This is a genomic window from Bradyrhizobium sp. ma5 (genome assembly GCF_042258955.1).
In the GTDB taxonomy this organism is placed as follows: domain Bacteria; phylum Pseudomonadota; class Alphaproteobacteria; order Rhizobiales; family Xanthobacteraceae; genus Bradyrhizobium.
Map to the genome: position 1 here is coordinate 3962682 of NZ_CP170156.1, position 24650 is coordinate 3987331.

23 protein-coding genes are annotated in these 24650 nt (G+C 65.7%); 15 read left to right on the plus strand and 8 right to left on the minus strand.

The features are described 5' to 3' along the window. Positions 1 to 21 precede the first annotated feature (21 nt). The 5 genes from ACE103_RS18025 to ACE103_RS18045 all read left to right on the plus strand — a co-directional run bounded on the left by ACE103_RS18025 (position 22) and on the right by ACE103_RS18045 (position 4980). The gene (locus ACE103_RS18025; protein WP_375780530.1) at positions 22 to 1746 is read left to right on the plus strand and encodes an AMP-binding protein; all 1725 of its coding nucleotides are present in this window, start codon (positions 22 to 24) and stop codon (positions 1744 to 1746) included. A gap of 13 nt (positions 1747 to 1759) precedes the next feature. Next, complete coding sequence (locus tag ACE103_RS18030) at positions 1760 to 2239, plus strand: MaoC family dehydratase (RefSeq protein ID WP_163162560.1); 480 nt, start codon at positions 1760 to 1762, stop codon at positions 2237 to 2239. Positions 2240 to 2414: 175 nt separating this feature from the next. Next, positions 2415 to 2561: a hypothetical protein gene (locus ACE103_RS18035; RefSeq protein ID WP_223972942.1), complete on the plus strand. Its 147-nt coding sequence runs from the start codon at positions 2415 to 2417 to the stop codon at positions 2559 to 2561. A 281-nt stretch (positions 2562 to 2842) separates the two neighbouring features. Continuing rightward, positions 2843 to 3760, plus strand: coding sequence for an SDR family NAD(P)-dependent oxidoreductase (locus tag ACE103_RS18040; protein WP_375780531.1), 918 nt, complete (start codon positions 2843 to 2845; stop codon positions 3758 to 3760). Between the two features lie 41 nt (positions 3761 to 3801). Further along, positions 3802 to 4980, plus strand: coding sequence for a TIGR03862 family flavoprotein (locus ACE103_RS18045; RefSeq protein ID WP_375781136.1), 1179 nt, complete (start codon positions 3802 to 3804; stop codon positions 4978 to 4980). Positions 4981 to 5134: 154 nt separating this feature from the next. Here the strand turns inward: ACE103_RS18045 and ACE103_RS18050 are convergent, their stop codons facing one another. After that, on the minus strand, positions 5135 to 6352 hold the full coding sequence (locus tag ACE103_RS18050; RefSeq protein ID WP_375780532.1) for an MFS transporter: 1218 nt from the start codon (positions 6350 to 6352) through the stop codon (positions 5135 to 5137). A gap of 92 nt (positions 6353 to 6444) precedes the next feature. Here ACE103_RS18050 and ACE103_RS18055 point away from each other — a divergent pair, with 92 nt between their 5' ends. Then, entirely contained in the window at positions 6445 to 7347 is a 903-nt protein-coding gene (locus ACE103_RS18055) for a LysR family transcriptional regulator (RefSeq protein WP_375780533.1), read from the plus strand. Between the two features lie 164 nt (positions 7348 to 7511). On the opposite strand, the gene ACE103_RS18060 is transcribed toward ACE103_RS18055, so the two are convergent. The 3 genes from ACE103_RS18060 to ACE103_RS18070 all read right to left on the minus strand — a co-directional run bounded on the left by ACE103_RS18060 (position 7512) and on the right by ACE103_RS18070 (position 11032). Continuing rightward, entirely contained in the window at positions 7512 to 8591 is a 1080-nt protein-coding gene (locus tag ACE103_RS18060; RefSeq protein ID WP_223972926.1) for a D-TA family PLP-dependent enzyme, read from the minus strand. A gap of 124 nt (positions 8592 to 8715) precedes the next feature. Continuing rightward, positions 8716 to 10530, minus strand: coding sequence for an ABC-F family ATP-binding cassette domain-containing protein (locus ACE103_RS18065; protein ID WP_375780534.1), 1815 nt, complete (start codon positions 10528 to 10530; stop codon positions 8716 to 8718). Between the two features lie 4 nt (positions 10531 to 10534). Next, on the minus strand, positions 10535 to 11032 hold the full coding sequence (locus tag ACE103_RS18070; protein WP_375780535.1) for a YaiI/YqxD family protein: 498 nt from the start codon (positions 11030 to 11032) through the stop codon (positions 10535 to 10537). A 136-nt stretch (positions 11033 to 11168) separates the two neighbouring features. Between ACE103_RS18070 and ACE103_RS18075 the strand changes: the two genes are divergently transcribed. After that, positions 11169 to 11969 (plus strand): hypothetical protein, encoded by an 801-nt coding sequence (locus ACE103_RS18075; protein ID WP_375780536.1) that lies wholly within the window; start codon positions 11169 to 11171, stop codon positions 11967 to 11969. Continuing rightward, positions 11970 to 12578, plus strand: coding sequence for a 2-hydroxychromene-2-carboxylate isomerase (locus ACE103_RS18080; protein ID WP_375780537.1), 609 nt, complete (start codon positions 11970 to 11972; stop codon positions 12576 to 12578). A 189-nt stretch (positions 12579 to 12767) separates the two neighbouring features. Here ACE103_RS18080 and ACE103_RS18085 read toward each other — a convergent pair whose 3' ends face one another. Beyond that, positions 12768 to 15140: a xanthine dehydrogenase family protein molybdopterin-binding subunit gene (locus ACE103_RS18085; protein ID WP_375780538.1), complete on the minus strand. Its 2373-nt coding sequence runs from the start codon at positions 15138 to 15140 to the stop codon at positions 12768 to 12770. A gap of 223 nt (positions 15141 to 15363) precedes the next feature. Here ACE103_RS18085 and ACE103_RS18090 point away from each other — a divergent pair, with 223 nt between their 5' ends. After that, positions 15364 to 16407: a Ppx/GppA phosphatase family protein gene (locus tag ACE103_RS18090; protein ID WP_375780539.1), complete on the plus strand. Its 1044-nt coding sequence runs from the start codon at positions 15364 to 15366 to the stop codon at positions 16405 to 16407. A 167-nt stretch (positions 16408 to 16574) separates the two neighbouring features. Beyond that, positions 16575 to 17276, plus strand: coding sequence for an RlmE family RNA methyltransferase (locus tag ACE103_RS18095; protein ID WP_375780540.1), 702 nt, complete (start codon positions 16575 to 16577; stop codon positions 17274 to 17276). A 73-nt stretch (positions 17277 to 17349) separates the two neighbouring features. Here the strand turns inward: ACE103_RS18095 and ACE103_RS18100 are convergent, their stop codons facing one another. Then, entirely contained in the window at positions 17350 to 18840 is a 1491-nt protein-coding gene (locus ACE103_RS18100) for a DHA2 family efflux MFS transporter permease subunit (protein ID WP_375780541.1), read from the minus strand. A gap of 136 nt (positions 18841 to 18976) precedes the next feature. On the opposite strand from ACE103_RS18100, the gene ACE103_RS18105 reads away from it, so the two are divergent. The 4 genes from ACE103_RS18105 (at position 18977) to ACE103_RS18120 (ending at position 22650) form a co-directional block, all read left to right on the plus strand. Further along, the gene (locus tag ACE103_RS18105; RefSeq protein WP_092125564.1) at positions 18977 to 19222 is read left to right on the plus strand and encodes a hypothetical protein; all 246 of its coding nucleotides are present in this window, start codon (positions 18977 to 18979) and stop codon (positions 19220 to 19222) included. A gap of 202 nt (positions 19223 to 19424) precedes the next feature. Next, positions 19425 to 20915, plus strand: coding sequence for an IMP dehydrogenase (gene guaB, locus ACE103_RS18110; protein WP_375780542.1), 1491 nt, complete (start codon positions 19425 to 19427; stop codon positions 20913 to 20915). A 248-nt stretch (positions 20916 to 21163) separates the two neighbouring features. Next, a complete protein-coding gene (locus ACE103_RS18115) occupies positions 21164 to 22186 on the plus strand; it encodes an NADP-dependent oxidoreductase (protein ID WP_223972901.1) in 1023 nt (340 codons plus the stop codon). A gap of 221 nt (positions 22187 to 22407) precedes the next feature. After that, positions 22408 to 22650, plus strand: a complete 243-nt coding sequence (locus tag ACE103_RS18120; RefSeq protein WP_375781137.1) for a hypothetical protein — start codon at positions 22408 to 22410, stop codon at positions 22648 to 22650. 6 nt (positions 22651 to 22656) lie between these two features. Here ACE103_RS18120 and ACE103_RS18125 read toward each other — a convergent pair whose 3' ends face one another. Both ACE103_RS18125 and ACE103_RS18130 read right to left on the minus strand, forming a co-directional pair. Continuing rightward, positions 22657 to 23493 (minus strand): metallophosphoesterase family protein, encoded by an 837-nt coding sequence (locus ACE103_RS18125; RefSeq protein ID WP_375780543.1) that lies wholly within the window; start codon positions 23491 to 23493, stop codon positions 22657 to 22659. A gap of 126 nt (positions 23494 to 23619) precedes the next feature. Next, complete coding sequence (locus tag ACE103_RS18130; RefSeq protein ID WP_375780544.1) at positions 23620 to 24057, minus strand: hypothetical protein; 438 nt, start codon at positions 24055 to 24057, stop codon at positions 23620 to 23622. 169 nt (positions 24058 to 24226) lie between these two features. On the opposite strand from ACE103_RS18130, the gene ACE103_RS18135 reads away from it, so the two are divergent. Next, complete coding sequence (locus ACE103_RS18135) at positions 24227 to 24649, plus strand: MAPEG family protein (protein WP_097672355.1); 423 nt, start codon at positions 24227 to 24229, stop codon at positions 24647 to 24649. The last annotated feature ends 1 nt before the right edge of the window (position 24650 follow it).

Consider the following 24650-nt stretch of genomic DNA (forward strand, 5'->3'; position numbering starts at 1 on the left):
CGGTGAACGCGGTGAGACCCCATGACCACATTTCAGGACGCACGCGCCTTTCTGCTCAAGCACCGCACCGACTACGACACGGCGGTGAAGGGATTTCGCTGGCCGGATCCCGTGCCGTTCAACTGGGCGCTCGACTGGTTCGACGCCGTACTGGCGCACAACGCCGACAGCCGCGATCGGCCGGCGCTGTGGATCGTCGATGCCGCCAGCGGCAACGAGACCAAGCTGTCGTTCGCCGAGCTGTCGCGCCGCTCCAACCGGGTCGCGAACTTTCTGCGCGCGCAGGGACTGAAGCGCGGCGACCATCTGTTGCTGCTGCTCGGCAATGTCGTGCCGCTGTGGGAGACCATGCTGGCGGCGATGAAGCTCGGCGTGGTCGTGATCCCCGCGACCACGCTGTTGACCGCGGATGAATTGCGCGACCGGCTCGATCGCGGCAAGGCGAAGGCGGTGGTCGCGACGCAGGATCAGGTCGCGAAGTTCGCAGGCCTCGGCGGCGACAGACTGTTGCGCATGGTGGTCGGCGCCTCGCAGGCGCAGGACGGCTGGCTGCCGTTCGAGGATGCGTCGAAGGCGTCGGACGCCTTCACGCCCGATGGCCCGACCAAGGCCGACGACCCGATGCTGCTGTATTTCACCTCGGGCACCACGGCCAAGCCGAAACTGGTACGGCACAGCCAGCGCAGCTATCCGGTCGGCCATCTCTCGACCATGTACTGGATCGGCCTGCAGCCCGGCGACATCCATCTCAACATCTCCTCGCCCGGCTGGGCCAAGCACGCCTGGAGTTGCTTCTTCGCGCCGTGGAATGCCGGAGCGACGATCTTCATCGCCAACCAGCCGCGCTTCGAGGCGAAGGGACTGCTCGCGATCATCGGCCGCTGCGGCGTCACCACGCTGTGCGCGCCGCCGACGGTGTGGCGGATGTTCATTCAGGAGCAACTGTCGGACTTCAAGGTGAGCCTGCGTGAAGTGTGCGGCGCCGGCGAACCGCTCAACCCCGAGATCATCGACCAGGTCAAATCGGCCTGGGGGCTGACCATCCGCGACGGCTACGGCCAGACCGAGACCACGGCGCTTGCTGGCAACTCGCCGGGGCAGAAGGTGAAGGTCGGCTCGATGGGCCGGCCGCTGCCGGGCTATCGCGTCCAGGTCACCGACAATGACGGCCATGCCGCGAAGGAGGGCGAGGTGACCTTGCTGCTCGGCGCGGACCGGCCGGCGGGCCTGATGCAGGGCTATCAGGGCGACGACGGCAGACTGATCGGCACCGACGGCGAGATCTATCGCAGCGGCGACGTCGTGTTCACCGATGACGAGGGCTATCTGACCTTCGTCGGCCGCACCGACGATGTGTTCAAATCCTCGGACTACCGCATCTCGCCGTTCGAGCTGGAGAGCGTGCTGCTCGAGCACGACGCGGTGGCGGAAGCCGCCGTGGTGCCGAGCCCGGACCCGATCCGGCTGGCGGTCCCCAAGGCCTATGTGCTGCTGGTCTCCGGCGTCGAACGCACCCCGGAAACGGCGCTGTCGATCTTCAAGCATTTGCACACGCGGCTCGCACCGTTTAAACGCATCCGCAAGATCGAGCTGGTCACCGAACTGCCAAAGACGATTTCTGGAAAAATCCGTCGGGTGCAGTTGCGCCGGCTCGAACATGACGATGTCAGAAGCGATGCGTTGCGCGGAGCCGAGTTCCGCGAGGAAGAATTTCCGGAGCTGCAGAAGGTGCGGACCTCCGGTTAGCGGAGGTTAGCCAATGAACGAAGTCTGGAAGAAGCCGCCGGTGTCGCTGGAAACCTACCAGGGCATGGTCGGCAAGGAGATCGGCGTGTCCTCATGGCACCTGCTCGATCAGGGCCGCATCGACACCTATGCTGACGTGATCGAGGATCACCAGTTCATCCACGTCGATCCCGAGCGCGCGAAGAAGGAGACCGCGTTCGGTACCACGATCGCCCATGGCTTCCTGACGATGTCGCTGCTGTCGATCATGTCCTACGAGGTGATGCCGGTGCTCGAGGGCACCGCGATGGGCGTCAATTACGGCTTCGACAAGCTCCGCTTCATCTCGCCGGTGCGCTCGGGCAAGCGCGTTCGCGGCCGCTTCGTGCTGGCCGAAGCCACGCTGCGCAAGCCGAAGGAACTGCTGTCGCGCACCAATGTCACGGTCGAGATCGAGGGCGAGGAGAAGCCCGCGCTGGTCGCCGACTGGCTCGGCCTGATCTACTTCAGCTAAGGAATGGTTGAGTAGCTCCACCTTTCGCGCAAGCGGGAGAGGTGGAGCGAGCCCGTCGCAACCCTCTTTCAGAGGCGGTGAGTTGCTCGCCTGATCCACATAGCGCATTGACGGCTTTGATCCCTGGTGTCCATCATGCCTCCGTTGAGGCGGTGCGGTCCCGGGAGTGGCAGCCATGGTGCAGAACATCGTCGCCGGACTTGTCGTGGTCGGTTTGATTTTGATTGGCTCGCTGAGCTACGCCCAGGAGCATCACGAGTGCTGGAGCGGGCACCTGCTCAAAAGCCTGAAACCCTGCGGATCGATGACCCCTTCCGTCTAGCGCGCCCGGTGGCCGGCTTGGGTCTGGCCTTCTTTGGTCTTGGCCGGGCTTGACCCGGCCATGCATCGCTGCTCAAAAGTCCCCAACCTTTTCATGCCGTTCGAGCACTCACCCTCTCCCCTTGCGGGAGAGAGTGGCGCAGTCGAGCGGAGCGAGATGGAGCCGGGTGAGGGGTCTCTCTCCGCGTGCTCATCCGTGGAGAGAACCCCTCATCCGGCGCGCTGTCGCGCGCCACCTTCTCCCACAAGGGGAGAAGGGTAGTCAGAGCAGGAACGACAGGCATGGCAATCAGGTTTGACGGACGCGTCGCTATCGTCACCGGCGCGGGCAATGGTCTTGGGCGGGCGCACGCGCTGGGACTCGCCAGCCGCGGCGCCAAGGTCGTGGTCAACGATTTCGGTGGCGCGCGCGACGGCACCGGTGGTTCGCTGTCGCCGGCCGAGACCGTGGTCGAGGAGATCCGTAAGGCGGGCGGCACCGCGATGGCCGACGGCGCCGACGTCTCGAACTTCGAGCAGGTCACCGCGATGGTCGAGCGCGCCACCAAGGAGTGGGGCAGCGTCGACCTGCTCTGCGCCAATGCCGGCATCCTGCGCGACAAGTCGTTCACCAAGCTCGAGGTCGCCGACTGGGCCAAGGTGCTCGACGTGCATCTCACCGGCACCTTCTATTGCTGCAAGGCGGTGTGGGCCGGCATGCGTGAGCGCAACTATGGCCGCATCGTGCTGACGACCTCCTCGTCCGGCCTGTTCGGCAATTTCGGCCAGGCCAATTACGGCGCGGCGAAGGCCGGCATGGTCGGCCTGATGAACGTGCTCGCCGAAGAGGGCCGCAAGAACAACATCAAGGTCAACACCGTCTCGCCGACGGCTGCGACCCGGATGACCGAGGAACTGCTGCCGCCGCAGGCGCTGCAACTGATGAAGCCGGAAGCGATCACGCCCGCGGTCGAATTCCTGCTCTCGGAGGAAGCGCCGACCCGCACCATCATGGGCGCCGGTGCCGGCTCGTTCGCTGTCATCCGCGTGCTGGAGACCGAAGGCGTCAACCTGCCGCAATCCGAATGGACGCCCGACGGCGTTGCCGCGCACTTCAACGCGATAAGCGACATGTCGACCGCGAAGGCGCTGCAGGGCGCGTTCGAGCAGACACAGAAGTATGTCGCCCAGGCCGCTGCGCGGGCCGGGATCAAGCTCTGAGCATGAGTGTCGCCGTCATCGGAGCCGGTCCCGCCGGCCTGATGGCGGCGGAAACCCTTGCGGCGGGTGGCGCACAGGTCACCGTCTACGACGCGATGCCGTCGGCCGGCCGCAAGCTCCTGATGGCCGGGCGCGGCGGGCTCAATCTCACGCACAGCGAGCCGCTGCCGGATTTCCTCGCGCGCTATCGCGAGGCGATGCCGCATCTGGCGACCGCGGTCGAGGCGTTTCCGCCCGACGCCTTGCGCGCCTGGAGCGCGGCGCTGGGGCAGCCCACCTTCGTCGGCACCAGCGGCCGCGTGTTTCCAAAAGTGTTCAAGGCATCGCCGTTGCTGCGTGCCTGGCTGCGGCGGCTCGATGCCGCGGGCGTTGCGTTTGCGTTCAGGCATCGCTGGATTGGGTGGGACGAGATCGGCGGATTGTTGTTTGCAACGCCGGATGGTCCGCGCGTGGTCAATGCCGACGCGTCGGTGCTTGCACTCGGCGGCGCAAGCTGGCCGCGGCTTGGCTCCGACGGGACGTGGACGGTGACCGTCGCAGCGAAGGGCATCGCCGTCGCACCGATGCGGCCGGCCAATTCCGGCTTCGCGGTCGCGTGGTCGGATGTCTTCCGTGATCGCTTCGAAGGGCAGCCGCTGAAGGGCATCGCATTGACGATTGGTCCGCACACGGTGCGCGGCGAGGCCGTCGTCACCCGCACGGGCATCGAAGGCGGCGCCATCTACGCGCTGTCCGCGGAATTGCGTGAGGCGGTGCTGGGTATCGGGCAGCCGACGCTGACGATCGCGCTGCGGCCGGACCTCGACGCCGCCGCGCTGACCACCCGCCTGTCCGGGACGCGCGGCAAGCAGTCGCTCGCGAATTTCCTGCGCAAGGCGGCGCAACTCTCTCCCGTCGGCATCGGCCTGATGCAGGAGGCCGCGATTGCGTCTGGCCGGCCACTGGCATCGTTCTCGCCGGCGGAGCTTGCGCAGCTGATCAACGCGATTCCGGTTCAGCTCACGGGCATCGCGCAGATCGATCGGGCGATCTCGAGCGCCGGCGGGATCGTCTTCAGCGAGCTGGACGCGCATTTCATGCTGCGTCGGCTGCCCGGCGTTTTCGCCGCTGGCGAAATGCTCGACTGGGAAGCACCGACCGGCGGCTACCTGTTGCAGGCGTCGTTCGCAACGGGCGCCGCAGCGGGGAAGGGCGCGTTACGTTACGTCGGCATCGCGTAGCCCGCCGCCGCCCTTCGAGGCCTCCGCTGCGCTACGGCTCCTCAGGGTGACGGCTTCGAGAGAGCTCTTGTCTTCGAGAGAGCGTCATCCTGAGGTGCTCGCGAAGCGAGCCTCGAAGGATGCGCGGGGGCCCCACGCATCGGAGCCGGACAACTCATTCCGATCCCGTCTTCGTCGCAATGTCGGTGATGAACCCGAGCACACCGAACGTCGCAGCCACCGCGCAGACCGCCGTCCATCCACCAAAACTCCACGCCGCGGACGCCGCCGCCGCACCGACCGCGCCGCCGATGAAGAACAGCGCCACGAACAGGCCGTTGATCCGGCCGCGGGCCTCGGGTTGCAACAGATTGACGGCGCGGCGGCCGAGCGTCTGGTCGGTGGTAATGCCGAAATCGAGCAACACGGCGCCGACGCCAAGCAGCGAAAGGGCAACGATCCGCGACTCGATCATGCCGGCCCAGGCGCACAGCACGAGCGCGCCGGCGATGAGGAGGTGCGAGACGATCAGCAACGGCCGCGCGAAACCTCGGTCGCCCCAGCGACCGGCGACCGGAGTCGCGGCCGCGCCCGCAACGCCGATCAGCGCGAACAGTGCTATCCCCTTGGCGTCGAGCTTGAACGGCGCATCCGGCAGCCGCAGCGCGACAGCCGCCCAGAACGCGGTGAACGATGCCATCACCAGCGCCGCGGTCCAGGAACGAACGCGCAGCACCGGCTCCTCGCGTAGCAATCTTGGGAATGAACGCAGCAGCGCGCCGTAGCTGACCTTCGCCGCGGGCTGCAGCGTCGGCAGATAGCGCGCCAGCGCGCAACCGAGCACGGTCATCAGCACGGCCGAGGTGAGATAGTAGCCGCGCCAGTTCCAACTGTCCGCGATCAGGCTCGCCAGCGGCCGCGACAGCAGGATGCCGATCATCAACCCGCTCATGACATCGCCGATCGCCTGTCCGCGGCGCTCCGGCGGCACCATCGAGGCGACCAGCGGCACCACCATCTGGATCGCGGCGCAGGAGGCGCCGAGGATGAAGGTGGCGGCCAACAAGATCAGCGGCGTCGGCGCCATTGCGGTGCCGATCGCGGCGACGATGGCGCAGGCCAGCGTGCGCAGGATCAGCCGCTTGTTCTCGACGAGATCGACCAGCGGCACCAGCAGCAACAACCCGAGCGCGTAGCCGAGCAGGGTGAGCGTCGAGATCAGGCCGGCCTGCAGCGCGGTCATGTCGAGCGAGCGGCTCATCAGGCCGACCAGGATCTGCGGGGCAAACAGGTTGGTAACGACGGTGCCGGTGGTGATGGCGCCGATCCAGATCAGGGGACGCACCGAGACGGCGCGCGCCGGGGAGAGCTTGGTGGCTTCGGAAATCGTCATGGGACCTCGCGATGGAGTGGCGAGACCCCTTTAGGGGATCGGAACAATATGCTACAATTCAAATAAGATGATAAAGAATATGCGAGATTGTTATGAACACCCATGACCTTGTGGCGTTCGTCGCCGTAGTGGAGACCGGATCGATCGTCGCGGCCTCAGCGCGACTGAACCTGACCCAGCCGGGCGTGACGCGGCGGATTCAGAACCTCGAGGAGATGCTGGGCGCGCAGCTGCTCGACCGGCTGTCGAAGCCGCTGAAGCCGACGGCTGCGGGGATCGAGGCCTATGAGCAGGGCCGCCGCGTGCTGCGCATGCTCGACGACCTCAAGTCAGGCGTCGCCAATGACGGCGTGGTGCGCGGCGAGTTCAGGCTCGGCTTGACGCCGTTTCTGTCGGAGGCCGGGCTCACCGGTCCGCTCGATGCGGTGCGCGGCGAATTCCCCGCGCTCGCACTGCGCGTCGTCTCGGGCTGGTCACCCAATCACATGGAGCGGATCAGCCGCAACGAACTTGACGCCGCGGCGATCTGCCTGCCCGATGGCACCGCGCCGCCCGACGATCTCGAGGCCTCCGATCTCGGCGCGCAGCCGGTGGTATTCGTGGTCGCGCGTGAGATGAAGACGCCGAAATTCGTCGACCTCGAATGGCTGTCGCGGACCGGGTGGGTGATCAACCAGGACGGCTGCGGCTTCCGCCAGACGCTGAAGCGCCATTTCGATGCCGCGCATTTGCCGTTCAACATCGCGGTCGAGGCGCTCGACAGCGAATTACGCTTGTCGCTGGTGGCGCGCGGGCTCGGCATCGGCCTCGTCACGCCGGTGGCGCTGAAACGAAGCCCGATCCGCAGCCGGCTCAAGACCGTGAGGATCGCGGATTTCAATCCGGCGGTGCGCGCCTGGATCGTGCACCGTCCGCCCGCCGGCCGCCTGGCGCGGCCGATCGAGGTGTTTCGCGATGCGCTCGACCGCGAGCTGCAGGCGCTTATTCGCGGGTAGCAGGCATTCTTCGTCTCGCAACCCGTTGCCGCCGTCGCCCTTCGAGGCCTCCGCTTCGCTCCGGCACCTCAGGGTGACGGCTTCGAGAGAGCGTTCTTGCTTCTAGAGAGCGTCGTCCTGAGGTGCGAGCGGAGCGAGCCTCGAAGGATGCGCGGGCGCTCAGATCAGCGCAGCTTGCCGCGCGCCGTTACCGGCAGCGCGCCGATGATCTCGTCGCCGCGCACCATCACGACCTCGTCCATCATGTTGACGACGACACAGACGTGATTGGGCACGATCCGCACGACGTCGCCGACGTTGGGCCGCGTGTTGCTGCGGGACAAGTCGAGGAAGCCGTGCTCTTCGGCGAAGCGTGCGATCTTGGCCTCGGGATGTTCGAGGATCAGGCCGTGGCCTTCGAGGCCGCCGGTGTCCGAGGTCAGCGTCTTGGAGCCGGCATCGAGGATGCCGCGCTCGGGGCCGGCGCGGCTGACGACGGTGGAATAGATATGCAGCGCGCAGTCGTCCCAGGAGGCAACGCCGGCCGCGACCTGCATGCGGTCGTTGTAGATGTAGGTGCCGAAGCGGTGCTCGGTGCCGCCCTTCAGTTTGCCGAGATTGACGAGGTTCGGCGTGCCGCCGGTCGAGACGATGGTCGCATCGAGGCCGTGGGCGCGCACGCCGGCCAGCGCCTCGTCGTAGAATTTCTGCGCATCCGCCCAGCCGGTCTCGGTCGGATACAGCATGAAGCCCGCGAAGCTCAGGCCCTTCGAAGCTGCGATCTCGCGCGCCAGCGCGATCGCCTCGGCCGGGGTCTCGACGCCGGCGCGCTTGCGCCCGGTGTCGCATTCGACCACGACCGACAGCGGACGCCCCGAGGCGGCTGCTGCCTTCGGCAGATCGCCGATCACGACTGAATTGTCGGCCGCGACGGTGACGTTGGCCTTGCCTTGCAGCGCGCCGAGCCGCGCCATCTTCTCGTCGCCGAGCAGATTGTAGCTGATCAGGATGTCGTCGATGCCGCTGTCGGCCATGATCTCGGCCTCGCCGAGCTTCTGGCAGGTGATGCCCTTGGCGCCGGCCTTGATCTGCAGCTGTGCCAGCATCGGGTTCTTGTGCGTCTTGATATGCGGCCGGTTGGCGACACCGGCCTCGTCGCAGGCCTTCTGGATGCGCGCGATGTTGCGCTCAACCCGGTCCATGTCGATCACGGCGCAGGGCGTGCCGTACTCCTTGGCGATCTTGGCGGCGAGGGGCGTGGTCATCGGGTCAACTCCGGTTCAGCGTTCTGTCATTGCGAGGAGCGCAGCGACGAAGCAATCCATCTCTCCGCAAGCGGCGAAATGGATTGCTTCGCTTCGCTCGCAATGACGGCAGGAATCATCATGCTCATGCCTGCTCGATCTCTTCGCGGAGCACTTCGAGCTCGAGCCAGCGGTCCTCGGCGGCGGCAAGCTCGTCTTGCGCCTTGGCGATCGCCGCTGAAGCTGCATCGAATTTTTTGCGATCCTTCGCATAGAGGTCGGGATCGTCGAGCAGCTTCTGCTGCTTTGCGATCTCGGCGTGCAGTTTGTCGATGGTCTTCGGCAATGTCTCCAGCGCGTGCTTCTCGTTGAAGCTCAGCCGTCGCCTCGGTGCCGCTTCGGGTGCGGCGGCCCTGGCTTCCTTTTTCTCCTCGATGGCGGCGTCTGCCTTCACCGTCTCGCGCTTCACGTCGGCGCCGCGCTGCGCCAGCATGTCGGAGTAGCCGCCGGCATATTCGATCCAGCGGCCCTGGCCTTCGGGCACGATCACCGACGTCACCACGCGGTCGAGGAAGTCGCGGTCGTGGCTGATCAGGATCACGGTGCCTTCGTAGTCGCCGAGCATGTCCTCGAGCACGTCGAGGGTTTCGAGATCGAGGTCGTTGGTCGGCTCGTCCAGGATCAGCAAGTTCGACGGCTTGGCGAGCGCGCGCGCGAGCATCAGGCGGCCGCGCTCGCCGCCGGACAACGCCTCCAGCGGCGTGCCGCGCTGCTCCTGCGCGAACAGGAAATCCTTCATGTAGCCGATCACGTGCTTTGACTTGTCGCCGACCATCACGTGATCGCCGCGGCCGCCCGTCAAAGCCTCGGCCAAGGTCAGCTTCGGATCGAGGCTTTCGCGATGCTGGTCGAGCGTTGCCATCTCGATATTGGCCCCGAGCCGCACCGAACCGGAGTCGGGCGGATCGTTGCCGATCAAGAGATGCACGAGTGTGGTCTTGCCGGCGCCGTTCGGGCCGACGATGCCGACGCGGTCGCCGCGCTGGATCCGGGTCGAGAAGGTATCGACGATCGTGCGCTCGCCATAGGCCTTGGTGATGGTCTTCGCCTCGATCACGAGGCGGCCGGATTTCTCGGCCTCGGCGGCGGCGAGCGTGGCATTGCCGGTGGCGCCGCGGTAGTCGCGGCGCTGGTCGCGCAGCGCAAAGAGATTGCCGAGCCGCTTGACGTTGCGCTTGCGGCGGCCGGAGACGCCGTAGCGCAGCCAGTGTTCTTCGTTGACGATCTTGCGGTCGAGCTTGTGTTGCTCGCGCTCTTCCTCGGCCAGCACCTCGTCGCGCCACGCTTCGAAGGCGCCAAAGCCGCGTTCGATCTGCCGGATCTGGCCGCGGTCGAGCCACGCGGTGGTGCGCGACAGATTGGTGAGGAAGCGGCGGTCGTGGCTGATCAGCACCAGCGCGCAGCGCCGGCTCTCCAATTCGCCTTCGAGCCATTCTATGGTCGGCAAATCGAGATGGTTGGTCGGCTCGTCCAGCAGCAGGATATCGGGCGAGGGCGCCAGCACGCGTGCCAGCGCCGCGCGGCGCGCCTCGCCGCCAGAGACGTGCGCCGGATCCTCCTCGCCGCTGAGGCCGAGCTGTTCGAGCAGATAGCGCGCCTGGTAATGGTCGTCGCCGGGGCCAAGCCCGGCCTCGACATAGGCCAGCGTCGTCTTGTGGTCGCCGAAATCCGGCTCCTGCGGCAGATAGCGGATGGTGGCGCCGGGCTGCACGAAACGGCTGCCCCCATCAGGCTCGACCAGGCCGGCGGCGATGCGCAGCAAGGTCGACTTGCCGGAGCCGTTGCGGCCGATCAGGCAGACGCGCTCGCCCGCGGAGACCGACAGTTCGACGCCTGACAGCAGCGGCGTGCCGCCGAACGTCAGGCTGATGTCCTTGAGCTGAATAAGCGGTGGGGCCATCGCGCTAGTTCCCGTTTGCCGGCGCCTGCTCGGCGCGGCGGCGCTGGATGCGGCGGATGGTCTGGTCGAGCGTCGACAGGAAGGTCGAGCGGTCGCGCGGCGAGTATGATTTCGGGCCGCCGGTTATTTCGCCGGACGAGCGCAGGTCGGTCATCAAATTGCGCACCGCGAGCGTCATGCCGATCGATTGTTCGGTGAACGGCTTGCCGTTCGGCGCGATCACGTCGGCGCCGGCCTTGACGCAGCGGCTCGCCAGCGGAATGTCCGCTGTGATCACGACGTCGCCCTCATGCGCGCGTTCCGCGATCCAGTCGTCGGCGGCATCCATTCCGGAACCGGCGGCGATGCGCTCGATCAGCGGATCCTGCGGCACGCGGATGAAATTGCCAGCGACCACGCTGACGGGCACGCCGAGCCGGATCGCGACGCGATAGATTTCGTCCTTCACCGGGCAGGCGTCGGCGTCGACATAGATGCGGGTTTGGGCAGGGGTTTCAGTCATCGATTCATTGGTTGGCGGGCGCGGCCTGCGTGTACTCCATGGTGCGGAAAATTGCGAGCAAAACGAGAGGCTTGCCATGCCTCTTTGTTCGACTACCATTGTCACCAGAAAAACAACGGAAATAAGGGAAAACCCCATGTCTTCAGGCGCCATGCAGACCTACCGCGTCTCGGCCTACAACACCTCGAAACTGTCGGAGAACAAGATCCACGACGACACGGTGGCGCGGAAGTTCGGCTTTTCCGGCGGGCTGGTGCCCGGCGTCGACGTGATGGCCTACATGATGCATCTGCCGGTCGAGAAGTGGGGCCGCGATTTCCTGGATCGTGGTCTGATCGATGCCCGCTTCGTCAAGCCGGTCTATGACGGCGAGATCGCGGAATTGACCGGACGGGAGACCGGCAATGGGCTCACGATCGAGCTCCATAGCCGCGGCGAGCTCTGCGCCACCGGCACCGCGTCGCTGCCGGCCTCTGCTCCAAAATTTGTGCTCGACGATTACAAGCAGGTCCCCGCCGTCGCCGAGCGCAAGCCGGTCAGCGCGTCGTCCTATGAAGAGGGCAAGTGGCTCGGCGTGATCCCGCGCGACTGGTCCGGCGATGCCGCCAAGGAATATCTCGCCGATATCCGCGAGACCGACCCGATCTACTTGCGCGAAGGTCTCGGCCATCCCGGCCTGCTACCGCGGATGATGAACAAGGTGCTGGTCGACAACGCGATCCTCGGACCCTGGATCCATGTCGGCACCCGCATGCAGCTATTGTCGGCCGGCAAGATCGGCGACGAGCTGACCGCGCGCGCCAAGGTCACCGGCAATTACGACAAGAAGGGCCACCGCTTCGTCGAGCTCGACGCGCTCGTGCTCGGCAATGGCGTGCCGCTCGGGCATTGCTGGCACATCGCGATCACCCAACCGCGCGAGCAGGCGGCGGCGTAGATGTCGGTCATCATTGACTATTATCTGTCGCTCAACTCGCCTTGGACGTTTATGGGCAGCGCACCGTTTGCCGAGATCGCGCGACGCCATGGCGCGACCGTTAACGCCAAGCCCTGCAAGTTCGGTCCGATCTTCGAGCAGACCGGTGGCCTGCCGCTGCCAAAGCGCTCGCCGCAACGGCAAGCCTACCGGCTGGTCGAGCTGAGGCGTTGGCGCGAGGTGAGGGGCATTCCGCTCAACATCGAGCCCAAGCATTTTCCGAGCGATGACCTTGCGGCGGAGCGTCTCGTCATCGCTGCTGCCCTGCAGGGCAAGGACGCCCATCGCCTTTCGCTGGAGTTCGGCCGCGCCATCTGGGAGCGCGAGGAGGCGCTCTCCGACGCCGATGTCATGTCGGCTGCCGCGCAACGCGCCGGCCTGGACACTGCGGCCTTGCGCGCAGGCGCTCCGTCAGATGCCGAGCTCGACCGGCTCTATGAGCAGAACACCCAGGATGCGCTGAAAGCCGGCGTGTTCGGCGCGCCGAGCTACGTGCTGCCGTCCGGCGAGATTTTCTGGGGGCAGGACCGTCTGGAGTTTCTGGATCGCGCACTGAAGACGTTGGCTTGATCGGACCTGAACGGGCGGCGGCGCAGGCAGGCGCAAGAACGCCGAGCACCAACGGATGTCATACCCCGCGCATGCGGGGGATCCAGTACGCCGCGGTCGCTCGGCTCAAGAACTGCTGTCTCTGGAATACTGGATCGCCCGCTTTCGCGGGCGATGACAGTGGTGTTTGCGGCGGCGGGCAATACGCCCTTACGCCGCCTTCGCCTTGGCATCCTGGATCGCGCGCCAGACGCGTTCGGGCGTCAGCGGCATGTTGATGTGCTTGATGCCGTACTCCGACAGCGCGTCCACCACGGCGTTGACGATGCAGACCAGGCTGCCGGCGCAGCCGGCTTCGCCGCAGCCCTTGGTGCCGAGCGGATTGGACTTCGCCGGCGAGGGATGATCGCCGACCAGCATCGACGGCACGTCGCCGGCGCGCGGCAGCGCGTAGTCCATGAACGAGCCGGTGATCGGCTGGCCCGAGCCGTCGTAACTGACTTCCTCCATCAGCGCCTGGCCGATGCCCTGCGCCACGCCGCCGTGGAGCTGGCCGGCGACGATCATCGGGTTGACCACGGTGCCGAAATCGTTGACCGCCGAGTAACGCACGATCCGCGTCACACCGGTGTCGGGATCGATCTCGACCTCGGCGACATGGCAGCCGTTCGGGAAGGTCGACGCCGTCTCCTTGGTGGCATGATCGACGTCGAGCGTCTCCGGCGTGCCCTCGGGCATCTTGCTGTCGCGCATCCGCTCGGCGAGCTCCATGATGCCGATCGAACGGTCGGTGCCGGCGATGGTGAAGCGGCCCTGGCCAAATTCGATGTCGGCCTCTGATGCCTCCAGCATGTGCGCGGCGGCCTTCTTGCCCTTCTCGACGACGAGGGCGGACGCCTCGACGATCGCCTGTCCGGTCGCGGTGATCGAGCGCGAGCCGCCGGTGCCGTTGCCGAAGCGCACCAGATCGCTGTCGCCCTGTTCGAGCGTGATCTTCTCGAAGGGAACGCCGAGCTGCTCGGACAGCACCTGCGCGAACGGCGTGGCGTGGCCCTGGCCGTAATCCAGCGTGCCGGTGGTGAGATTCACCGATCCATCCGGCTCGAAGGTGATCTTGCCGAGCTCGCCGCTCGGCGGCGCGGTGACCTCGAGATAGGAGCCGACGGCGATGCCGCGCAGCTTGCCGCTCTTTTTGCTCTCCTTCTTGCGCTTGGCGAAGTTCTCGTAGTCGGAGATCTCCAGCGCCTTCTGGAACACGCCGGCGAAATCGCCGCTGTCATAGGTGACGCCGGAGGCGGCCGGGAAGGGCAGCTGCGAGGGCTTGATGAAGTTGCGCTTGCGCAGCGTGAAGCGGTTGATGCCCATCTCGTCGGCGGCGGCGTCGATCAGCCGCTCCATGTAGTAATTCGCCTCGGGCCGGCCGGCGCCGCGATAGGCGCCCATCAGCGTGGTGTTGGTCAAAACCGTCTTGATGTCGACGCCGAGCAGCGGCGTGCGATAGACGCTGGCGAGGTTCTTGCCGGTGTTGAGCGACAGCGGGCCCGGCGCGACGCCGGTGATGTAGGCGCCGAGATTGCCGTAGCCGGAGAGCCGCACCGCGAGGAACTTGCCCTCGGCATCGAGCGCGAGCTCGGCATGGATCAGCTGCGCGCGGCCCTGGCTGTCGGACAAGAAGCTGGTCGAGCGCTCGTCCAGCCACTTCACCGGGCGGCCGAGCTGGCGCGCCGCATGCGCGATGCAGGTGTATTCGGGATAGTTGAGGTTCTTCATCCCGAACGAGCCGCCGACATTGCCGGTGAGGATGCGGACCTTTTCGGCGGGCACGTTGAGCAGCCGCGCCAGGATCGCCTTGTTGCCGGAGACGCCCTGGGTCGGCACCTGCAGCGTGAAGCGTTCGGTCTTCTTGTCGTAATGTGCTAGCGCGACGCGCGGCTCCATCGAGACCACGGCGACGCGAGTATTGACGATGTCGAGTTTTGTGACATGCGCGGCGGCGGCGAACGCCGCCTCGATCCTGGCGGTGTCGCCATAATGATAATCGAGCGCAACGTTATCGGGGATGTTGTCATAGAGCTGCGGCGCGCCGGGCTTGGTCGCTTCGGCCGCGTCCGTCACCGCCGGCAGCGGCTCGACGTCGACCTCGACGGCTTCCGCAGCGTCGCGGGCCTGCGCCGCGGTCTCTGCCACCACGAAGGCGACGGGATCGCCGACGAAGCGCACCTTGTCGGTCACGAGCGCGGGGCGGTTGGTCTGCTTGAGCGGCGAGCCGTCGCGGTTCTTCAGCGGCAGGCCGCAGGTGAAGGGGTTGTAGCCCGCGGCCGCAAGGTCGCCGCCGGTCCAGACGCCGAGCACGCCCGGCATCGCCTTGGCGGCTTCCGTGTCGATCCCCTTGATGATGCCGTGTGCATGGGAGGAGCGGACCATCCAGCAATAGACCTGGCCGGGAAGGGAGAAATCGTCGGTGTATTTGCCCTTGCCGCGCACCAGGGTGTCGTCCTCCTTTCGTCGAACAGGCTGTCCGACACCGTATTTTTGCAGTGCGATAGCGTTTTCGAGAGAGGCGGGCGGCGTATGATCTTGCATCGAAAATGACCTGAAATGCCCGGATTTGCTGGAGTTTGGGGGCGAAGACGAGATAACGCACGCCCCCCTTAACGACAACGCCCGATTGGGCATGGACCCAATGTGAACGGAGTTTGCGCAGGGCTTTGACGCTGCTAAAGTTTCCGTGAGCGGACAATTATTCGGCAGGCCCCGAGAATCCCCCTGGATTGCCCTTGGGGTCCTGCGGAAAGACAGTGTTTTGATGAATGACTATGTGCGGCTTTGTGACGGCCCTCCGGCCGGCGAAGCCCCGTCAGGGCTGATTGCGGCGGCCGCGGAAAGCGGTGTCTACGCCGCGCTCGACCTCGGCACCAACAATTGCCGGCTGTTGATCGCCTGTCCCACCGGCGACGGGTTCCGCGTGGTCGACTCATTCTCGCGGATCATCCGGCTCGGCGAGGGCATCGCCGCGACCGGCTCGATCAGCGAGGCCGCGATCGAGCGGGCGATTGCCGCGCTCGCCATTTGCAGCGACAAGATCCGCTATCGCAAGGCCCGCAGGCTGCGGCTGATCGCCACCGAGGCCTGCCGCGCCGCCGGCAATGCCGAAAGCTTTCGCGCGCGCGTCGCGGCCGAGACCGGCATCGAGCTCGAGGTGATTGATCGCGAGACCGAGGCGACGCTCGCCGTGATCGGCTGCTCGCCGCTGCTCGATCCGAAGGGGCGGGGCGCCATCCTGTTCGACATCGGCGGCGGCTCGACCGAGCTGGTGCGGATCGAGCGCGATCCCGACGCGCCAGATGCGCCGCCGCGCATCAAGGCGTGGATGTCGATCCCGCTCGGCGTCGTCACGCTGGCCGAACATTTCGGCGGCAAGAACGTCACCAGGGACATGTATGCGCGGATGATCGATGAGGTCGCCCGCCACGTCGCGCCGTTCGCGGCCGAGCACGGCCGCGATCTCCGCGACATGCACATGCTCGGCACCTCGGGCACCGTGACCACGCTCGCCGGCGTGTTCCTCAATCTGTCGCGCTACGATCGGCGCCGCATCGACGGCATCTGGATGAACGATGGCGATGTCACCGCGACGATCCAGAAGCTGCTCGGCATGAGCTACGAGGCGCGCGTCAACAACAACTGCATCAGCGTCGAGCGGGCCGACCTCGTGCTCGCCGGCTGCGCGATCCTCGACGCAATCCGCAACGCGTTCCCGATGCCGCGGCTGCGGGTTGCCGATCGCGGCCTGCGCGAGGGCATGCTGGTCGAGATGATGCGCGAGGACGGCGCACTGCGGGCGTGCTAGAGCTTCCTTTGCCTCGCCCCGCTTGCGGGGAGAGGCCGGATTGCATGTCAATGCAATCCGGGTGAGGGGAACTCTCCACGAAAGCATCTCTCACCTTCATTGCGGAAGCAGCCCCTCACCCCAACCCTCTCCCCGCAAGAGCGGGGCGAGGGAGAAGAGAAAATGGAATGGCCAAAGACACCACCGGGCGGCTGCACGTCACGGTCAAGAGCGGCGGCAAGCGAAAACTGTCGTCAAAACTCTGGCTCGAGCGCCAGCTCAACGATCCCTACGTCGCCAAGGCCAAGGCGATGGGCTATCGCTCGCGCGCAGCGTTCAAGCTGCTCGAGATCGATGACAAATATCGCCTGCTCAAGCCGGGCATGACCGTCGTCGACCTTGGCGCCGCGCCCGGCGGCTGGAGCCAGATCGCGGCCAAGCGCACCGGTGCCGCCGACGGCAAGGGCAAGGTGGTTGCGATCGATCTCCTGGAGATGGGCGAGATCCCCGGCGTGACCTTTGCGCAGCTCGACTTCCTCGACCATGACGCGCCCGAAAAACTTATCGCGATGATGGGCGGCCGCGCCGATTTCGTGATGTCCGACATGGCCGCCAACACCACGGGCCATCGCAAGACCGATCAGCTGCGCATCATCGGCCTGGTCGAGACCGCCGCGCATTTTGCCGGCGAGGTGCTCAATCCCGGCGGCACGTTCCTGGCGAAAGTGTTCCAGAGCGGCGCCGACGCCGAGCTGGTGACACAGCTGAAGCGCGATTTCGCCAGCGTGCGTCACGTCAAGCCGTCCGCCAGCCGGCAGGATTCCTCCGAGCGCTACGTGCTGGCGACGGGGTTTCGGGGACAGCAGCAGCCGTCATTGCGAGGAGCGTAGCGACGAAGCAAGCTATCGTTCCGGACGCGGAGGCATGGATTGCTTCGCTTCGCTCGCAATGACGGGACTGAACCTACCCCAGCCGCTGATCCCGCGCGTTCTGCGTGTCCTCGGTCGCTGCCTTGACGGCGTCAGTGGCGGCGCGCTTCTCGGCACCCTTGCGGCTCGAGATGTCGATCGCCTTGCGGCCGGCGATTTCGTTGCCGGCATCAACCGGCATTTGCCAGAAGAACCAGGCGGACGCTGCCGAGATCAGCGACACCACGATGAACGCCGGTCCGAACACGTCGGCGGACAGCTCGGTCTGGTGATGCAGCGCCAGCGTGGTCTCGACCGAGAACGCACCGACGGCGACGCCCGCGGACACCGCGAGCTGCTGGTTGACGCTGACGAGGGTAGTGGCGCGGCTCATCTGCGGCGCCTCGACCTCGGCATAGGCCACGGTGTTGATCGCGGTGAATTGCAGCGAGCGGAAGAACCCGCCGACCACCAGGATGGTGAAGATCAGCATCAGCGGCGTCGAGATCGTGAACAGGGCGCAGGCGGCGAGGAAGGCCGAACTGACCACCGCATTCACCGTCATCATGTTGCGGAAGCCGAAGGCCTTGATGATGCGCGCCGCCAGCGTCTTCATGCCCATGGCGCCGACCGCCGAGGCAAAAGTGACAAGACCAGACTGGAACGGCGACAGGCCGAAGCCGACCTGCATCAGCAGCGGCAGCAGGAACGGCAACGCGCCGATGCCGAGCCGGAACAGGAAGCCGCCGACGATCGAGGCCCGCATGGTCGGCAGCCGCAGCAGCCCGAAATCAAGCACCGGCGAACCGGTGCGCCGGGCGTGGATGAGGTAGAGCGTCATCGACACCGTGCCGACCCCGACCAGGCCGGCGACGATCGGCCACGGCAACAGATTGAGGCCGGCGACCGACAGCCCGAAGGCGATGCCGGCGAGCCCGATGCCGGCGAGCACCAGGCCCACCAGGTCGAAACGTTCAGGGTCCTCGCTCTTGATCGGGTCGATATATTTCAGCGCCAGGAAGATGCCGAGCAGCCCGATTGGGATGTTGATCAGGAAGATCCAGTGCCAGGAGAAATAGGTGGTGATGAAGCCGCCGAGCGGCGGCCCGATCACCGGGCCGATCAGCGCCGGCACCGTCACCCAGGCCATCGCGTTGACCAGCGCGCTCTTGTCGACCGAGCGCAGCAGCACCAGCCGCCCGACCGGGGTCATCATGGCCCCGCCGAGGCCTTGCAGGATGCGTGCGAATACGAAATCGGTCACCGAGGAGGACAGCGCGCAGCCGATCGAGCCCAGCATGAACACGGCGACGGCGGCGGCAAACACGATGCGGGCGCCGAAGCGGTCCGCGGTCCAGCCGCTGGCCGGGATGAACACCGCGAGCGACAGCAGATAGGACGTGATCGCAAGCTTCAGCGTCAGGGGGCTGGTGCCGATATCGGCGGCGATCGCCGGCAGCGAGGTCGCGATCACCGTCGAATCCATGTTTTCCATGAACAGGGCGGTAGCGACGATGAGCGGGATCAGGCGTTGCTTGTTTATCAAAATAGGACAGCCGTGCTGAAAAAGGCGGGCGAGGGGGCCATATCATCCTGCCCCGGACCACGCTATTGCGGAACCGGGCAAACGCCCTAAATCCTGCGTGACGCTGCTATGCATCCGCCAGCGCCTGAGGTGTGCCGTGATCTACGTCCTTGCCGCTCTGCTGCCGCCGATCGGGCTGCTCCTGAACGGACAGCCGTTCTCGGCCATCTTCAATCTGGTCCTGATCGTGTTTTGCGCGATTTTCGGCCTGTTTTTTCACGTTTTGCTGCTGGTGCCGTCGGCCCATGCGGTCATTGCGGTCCACATGAAGCGCGAGGACCGGCGCCACCGCGAGGTGGTCGAGGCGATCCGCCGGCACGGGCCGCCGCAGGGATATCGCTAAGCGGGCTGCAGGGTCCCCTGAACCGGCCCGTAAAAAGCCTGTGCATGGCTGGCAAACACTTTGATTCGTCATGCCGCCATGCTATCGACCAGCGTCAACCCCACCGATGGGCGCCGATTCGACGGTGACGCAGCGAGCGTCGCCGCAGGTAGCGTTCATCCGTAAGACCCTCGCGGCTGCGGCCGCAGATAAGGAGTTGGCAATGGCCACGGGATTTCAGGCTATCCGCGAAGCCTACACGTTCGACGATGTGCTTCTGAAGCCCGGTCTGTCCGACGTTCTTCCCTCGGAAGTCGATATTCGCTCGCGGGTCACCCGCGCGATCCAACTCAACATCCCGATCATGGCGTCCGCGATGGACACCGTCACCGAGGCACGGATGGCGATCGCCATGGCGCAGGCTGGCGGCCTCGGCGTCATCCACCGCAATTTCGACCCCGAAGGTCAGGCTGCTCAGGTGCGGCAGGTCAAGAAATTCGAGTCCGGCATGGTGGTAAACCCGCTGACCATCGGTCCCGACGCCACGCTGGCCGACGCGCTGGCGCTGATGAAGGATCACGGCATCTCCGGCATCCCGGTCGTAACAGGTGCGGGCAAGAACGTGCCGGGCAAGCTGGTCGGCATTCTGACCAACCGCGACGTGCGCTTCGCAACCGATCCGCGACAAAAGGTTTCGGAGCTGATGACGCACCAAAACCTCGTCACGGTGCGCGAGGGTGTCAGCCAGGACGAGGCGAAGCGGATGCTGCACCAGCATCGCATCGAAAAGCTGCTCGTCGTCGACGAGCAATATCGCTGCGTCGGCCTGATCACCGTGAAGGACATGGAAAAGGCGGTCGCCCATCCGCTTGCCTGCAAGGATGCGCAGGGCCGGCTGCGCGTCGCCGCCGCCACCACGGTCGGCGAGACCGGCTACGAGCGCACCGAGCGGCTGATCGATGCCGGCGTCGACGTCGTCGTGGTCGACACCGCCCACGGTCACTCGCGGCACGTGCTCAATGCCGTCAACCGAATCAAGCGGCTCTCCAACGCGGTACAGGTCGTGGCGGGCAACGTCGCGACCGAGGGTGGCGCGCAGGCTCTGATCGATGCGGGCGCCGACTGCATCAAGGTCGGCATCGGCCCGGGCTCGATCTGCACCACGCGCATCGTCGCCGGCGTCGGCGTGCCGCAGCTCACCGCGATCATGGATGCGGTGGCGGCGGCGAAGAAGGCCGACGTGCCCGTGATCGCCGACGGCGGCATCAAATATTCCGGCGACCTCGCCAAAGCGCTCGCCGCCGGCGCCGACATCGCGATGGTCGGCTCGCTGCTCGCCGGCACCGACGAGACGCCCGGCGAAGTGTTCCTGTGGCAGGGCCGCTCCTACAAGGCCTATCGCGGCATGGGCTCGGTCGGTGCAATGGCGCGGGGCTCGGCCGACCGCTACTTCCAGCAGGACATCAAGGACACGCTGAAGCTCGTGCCGGAGGGCATCGAGGGCCAGGTGCCGTACAAGGGCCCGGTCGGCAACGTGATGCACCAGCTCGCAGGCGGTCTCAGGGCGGCGATGGGTTATGTCGGTGCGAAGGACATCAAGGATTTCCACGACAAGGCCGAGTTCGTCCGCATCACCGGCGCCGGCCTGCGCGAGAGCCATGTCCACGACGTGACGATCACGCGCGAAGCCCCGAACTATCCGGGCGGGGTGTAATTCCACCGACGTCATTCCGGGGCGATCCGAAGGACCAGACCCGGAATCTCGAGATTCCGGGTTCGATCCTATCGGATCGCCCCGGAATGACGACGCTAGCGGTTAGCTGCGTCTCGAAATGATGCCCGTCATTTCAAACAACATTTCAAACAAGCGCGTGCGAAAGAGCAAATCCATCTCCCTTGCGGGGAGCTGGATTGCATGACTACGTGTGCGCCACGAACCAATCAGCCCAAGAGGAAATCAGCATGTCCCAAGGAAAGCGCATCGTTCTTGCCTCGCGCCCGCATGGCGAGCCCACGCCGGCCAATTTCAGGCTCGAGGATTACACGCCGCCGACACCGGGCGCGGGCGAAGTGCTGCTGCGCACCATCTGGCTGTCGCTCGATCCCTATATGCGCGGCCGCATGGCCGACGGTCCGTCCTATGCTGCACCGGTGCCGGTCGGCGGGGTGATGGAAGGCGGTACGGTGAGCGAGGTGGTCGCGTCCAACAATCCGGCCTTTGCCAAGGGCGACATCGTGCTGTCGCGTGCGGGCTGGCAGACGCATGTGCTGTCCGACGGCAAGGGCCTCGCCAAGATCGATCCGAAGATCGCGCCGATCTCGACCGCGGTCGGTGTGCTCGGCATGCCCGGCATGACCGCCTATACGGGCCTGCTCGAGATCGGCAAGCCGCAGGCGGGCGAGACGGTGGTGGTCGCGGCCGCGTCCGGCGCTGTCGGCTCGGCGGTCGGGCAGATCGCCAAGATCAAGGGCGCGCGGGCGATCGGCATCGCCGGCGGCAAGGACAAATGCGCCTACGTCAAGAACGAGCTCGGCTTCGACGAGTGCCTCGACCATCGCGATCCCAATCTTGCGGCGAAGCTCAAGGAAGCCTGCCCGAAGGGCATCGACGTCTATTTCGAGAATGTCGGCGGCGCGGTGTTCGACGCGGTGTTTCCGCTGCTCAATGCGTTCGCGCGCATTCCGGTCTGCGGCCTGATCGCGCATTACAACGACACCGAGGCGCATGCGCCGAAATGGGCTGGTGCGATGATGCGCAACATCCTGACCAAGCGGCTGACCTTCCGCGGCTTCATCGTCAGCGACTTCGCCGCCATGCACGGCGACTTCCTGCGCGACATGTCGCAGTGGGTGCGCGAGGGCAAGGTCAAGTACAAGGAGTTCGTGACCGAGGGCCTGGACAGCGCGCCGGAGGCCTTCATGGGCCTGCTCAAGGGCGCCAATTTCGGCAAGCAGCTGGTCCGGATCGGGCCGGACAAGGCCTGAGCGATAGCGTTTTCGAGCGAAGCCCGTCCCGGGCCTGATCCGGGATGGGCACCGGTTCGGGTGAAGAAAGCGCGTCAAAACGGGACATTTCAGCTCCCATTCCGCGCACCAAAGTAGCAAAAGCGCCACAATGGCGGGCTCTTGGGGGCTTTTCGGCCCCCATCTGCTTGACGGGGAACCCGGCGCAGTTGATTCAATATGGCTATATTTCAGGTGTAGCCATGATTTTTGAAGCTATTGTTTTCGGGGTCATTCTCCTCGCCGTCGGCTATTGGGCCACGATGTTCGTCATGGGCCGTCGCGACGACGTCTTGCATGGAAAATTTGTCGAGGACGAGCCGGCCGCGGAGCCGGTCCGCCCCACACGCGTGCAGCCCGCGCCGGCGGCGCAGCCGAACAAGGACGCGCTGCAGGCGCTGCTCACCGTCATCAAGCAGGATCTGCACGACGCGGCGCGGAGCTGAGACGGCTTACGCCGGCTGCTTGCCGAGCAGCATGTCCAGGTCGACATCGACCTGTCCCTTGGCCCTGATGTGGCGCACTTCAAAACTGTCCGGCTGGAAGCGGTACTCGACCAGGCCGGTTTCCTTGACGCCGATCACTTCCTGTCGCGCATCTGAAATGATGAAGCCGGCCGAGGGCGCCCAGATCTGCCTGACTCGCTCGAACGTGTAGTCGCGGCGCTGGTGCACATGGCCGCTGCCGACCAGGCGCCAATCGACCTTGCCGAACATCTCGATCAGACGGCGGCGCGCCGGCTGCGGCACGTAGCGGATCGCGGTCTCGGCGCGTTCGGCATCGTAGGGCACGTCGAGATACAGCGGCTTGTGCAGGAACAGCGCGACCGGTCTGCCGACCGCCTTGTCGAGCGTTGTGGCGAGCCAGTCGAACTGCGCGGCCTCGCTGTCGAGGCCGGTGTTCATGATCAGCGAATTGAGGCCGATGAAGCGCCAGCCGGCGGCGTCGAAATGCCAGCGGTCCTCACCGAGCACCGAGGTGAAGGCGCGGCGCGTTGCTTCGGTCGGCAGTTGCGCCGGCACCGGGCCGACCGCGGTCGGATTGTCGCCGATGTCGTGATTGCCCGGCAGATAGAGGCAATCGACCGGCAGCGCGCTGTGCAGTTCCTTGGCGAACACCAGATCGTCGCGGCTGGTCGGCCCATCGAACGAGACGTCGCCGGAGTTGAGCACGAGATCGGGACGCGTCGCGTCGATGTGTTCGCTGACGCGATGAAAGTTGTCGACGAGCGGCTTGAAGCGGCGCGCGAGGTGGGTGTCGGAGATTTGGGTCAGGCGAAACTGGGGCATGCATCGATCCTTTCGGCCGAATTATAGCGTCGGCGCAAAGTCGGAACGATGACGATTTCAGTGAGTTCTTCGCTGCTCTGTTTGATGCGTTGTTTGATGTCTTGTTTGATCCGGCGGTGCAGGCCGCTAGATGGCAAGCTGCTTGTCCGCGCGGGTGGGCAGGACAGGCGGAGCGACGCGACCTCCGAGCAGCCCGGTATTCGGCGAGCTTGTTCCCGTCACGGCCGGTGATGCGTTGAGCCCGAGATAGGCGAGCGCATCGTGCCCGATATCGTAGGCCGCATAGCCGAGCAGGCTGAGCACCAGCGCCGTGGCGAGGCTGTGCCTGACGATGTCGCGCGTCGAGCGATAGCCGCTGCGAAAATAGGCCGAGAGCAGGATGGCGACGAGGAGCGCTGTGGCGACGCCGGCAAGCCCCGACATGACCATGCCGAGCCCGCCATCCGCCGCGTCGTCGAACCAGCCGATACCGGGGTCGATCGCCTTCAGCAGGGAGGTGAGGAGATCGCCGAGGCTCGCGGCCGCTAAAGCCACGCCGTCCAGGATCGGGGTGATGATGCTCATCGCGTCATCCGTGGGGAACTGAAACCGTCATTATTCCTGGGAGTTGGTCACCCGGGCTCGGATCATGGTTCAACGGGTTACCCAGGCGCGTTATTGGCAAGCTTCATTGTGTTGCGCGGCCGTGGCAGCTAAGAGGGCGGCCGGACGCCCGGCTTAAGGGAGATTCTTGATGTCGGTTCAAATGGTTCTGTTACCGGTCTTCATCCAGATTGGGCTCACCTTCGCGCTTCTGTTTGGGATGGCCACGCTGCGCACGCGGACGCTGGCGAGCGGTGAGACCAAGATGGCCGATATCGCGCTGCGCCAGCCGAACTGGCCGGAGCGCGCCACTCAGCTCGGCAATTGCTTCGCCAACCAGTTCGAACTGCCGGTGCTGTTCTATGTGCTGATCGCCATTGCGCTGCCGCTGCGCCGTGCCGATCTTTTCATCGTGCTGATGTCCTGGGTGTTCGTGGTGACGCGGTTTGCCCATGCCGGGGTATTCGTCACCTCCAACGACGTGCGGCCGCGCTCGCTCGCCTGGTTCGCCGGCGTGCTGGTGCTGGCGGCCATGTGGCTGTATTTCGCGCTCAAGCTCCTGCTGCTCATTTGAC

Bases quoted from the DNA above. Each gene is read 5' to 3' on its own strand.
- ACE103_RS18040 (WP_375780531.1), top strand. From the start codon at position 2,843: ATGGCAATCAGGTTTGACGGACGCGTCGCTATCGTCACCGGCGCGGGC.
- ACE103_RS18130 (WP_375780544.1), bottom strand. From the start codon at position 24,057: ATGAGCATCATCACCCCGATCCTGGACGGCGTGGCTTTAGCGGCCGCG.
- ACE103_RS18045 (WP_375781136.1), top strand. From the start codon at position 3,802: ATGGCGGCGGAAACCCTTGCGGCGGGTGGCGCACAGGTCACCGTCTAC.
- ACE103_RS18055 (WP_375780533.1), top strand. From the start codon at position 6,445: ATGAACACCCATGACCTTGTGGCGTTCGTCGCCGTAGTGGAGACCGGA.
- ACE103_RS18075 (WP_375780536.1), top strand. From the start codon at position 11,169: ATGTCTTCAGGCGCCATGCAGACCTACCGCGTCTCGGCCTACAACACC.
- guaB (WP_375780542.1), top strand. From the start codon at position 19,425: ATGGCCACGGGATTTCAGGCTATCCGCGAAGCCTACACGTTCGACGAT.
- ACE103_RS18065 (WP_375780534.1), bottom strand. From the start codon at position 10,530: ATGGCCCCACCGCTTATTCAGCTCAAGGACATCAGCCTGACGTTCGGC.
- ACE103_RS18115 (WP_223972901.1), top strand. From the start codon at position 21,164: ATGTCCCAAGGAAAGCGCATCGTTCTTGCCTCGCGCCCGCATGGCGAG.
- ACE103_RS18080 (WP_375780537.1), top strand. From the start codon at position 11,970: ATGTCGGTCATCATTGACTATTATCTGTCGCTCAACTCGCCTTGGACG.
- ACE103_RS18060 (WP_223972926.1), bottom strand. From the start codon at position 8,591: ATGACCACGCCCCTCGCCGCCAAGATCGCCAAGGAGTACGGCACGCCC.
- ACE103_RS18030 (WP_163162560.1), top strand. From the start codon at position 1,760: ATGAACGAAGTCTGGAAGAAGCCGCCGGTGTCGCTGGAAACCTACCAG.
- ACE103_RS18050 (WP_375780532.1), bottom strand. From the start codon at position 6,352: ATGACGATTTCCGAAGCCACCAAGCTCTCCCCGGCGCGCGCCGTCTCG.
- ACE103_RS18120 (WP_375781137.1), top strand. From the start codon at position 22,408: ATGATTTTTGAAGCTATTGTTTTCGGGGTCATTCTCCTCGCCGTCGGC.
- ACE103_RS18085 (WP_375780538.1), bottom strand. From the start codon at position 15,140: ATGCAAGATCATACGCCGCCCGCCTCTCTCGAAAACGCTATCGCACTG.
- ACE103_RS18070 (WP_375780535.1), bottom strand. From the start codon at position 11,032: ATGACTGAAACCCCTGCCCAAACCCGCATCTATGTCGACGCCGACGCC.
- ACE103_RS18035 (WP_223972942.1), top strand. From the start codon at position 2,415: ATGGTGCAGAACATCGTCGCCGGACTTGTCGTGGTCGGTTTGATTTTG.
- ACE103_RS18125 (WP_375780543.1), bottom strand. From the start codon at position 23,493: ATGCCCCAGTTTCGCCTGACCCAAATCTCCGACACCCACCTCGCGCGC.
- ACE103_RS18025 (WP_375780530.1), top strand. From the start codon at position 22: ATGACCACATTTCAGGACGCACGCGCCTTTCTGCTCAAGCACCGCACC.
- ACE103_RS18090 (WP_375780539.1), top strand. From the start codon at position 15,364: ATGAATGACTATGTGCGGCTTTGTGACGGCCCTCCGGCCGGCGAAGCC.
- ACE103_RS18135 (WP_097672355.1), top strand. From the start codon at position 24,227: ATGTCGGTTCAAATGGTTCTGTTACCGGTCTTCATCCAGATTGGGCTC.
- ACE103_RS18095 (WP_375780540.1), top strand. From the start codon at position 16,575: ATGGCCAAAGACACCACCGGGCGGCTGCACGTCACGGTCAAGAGCGGC.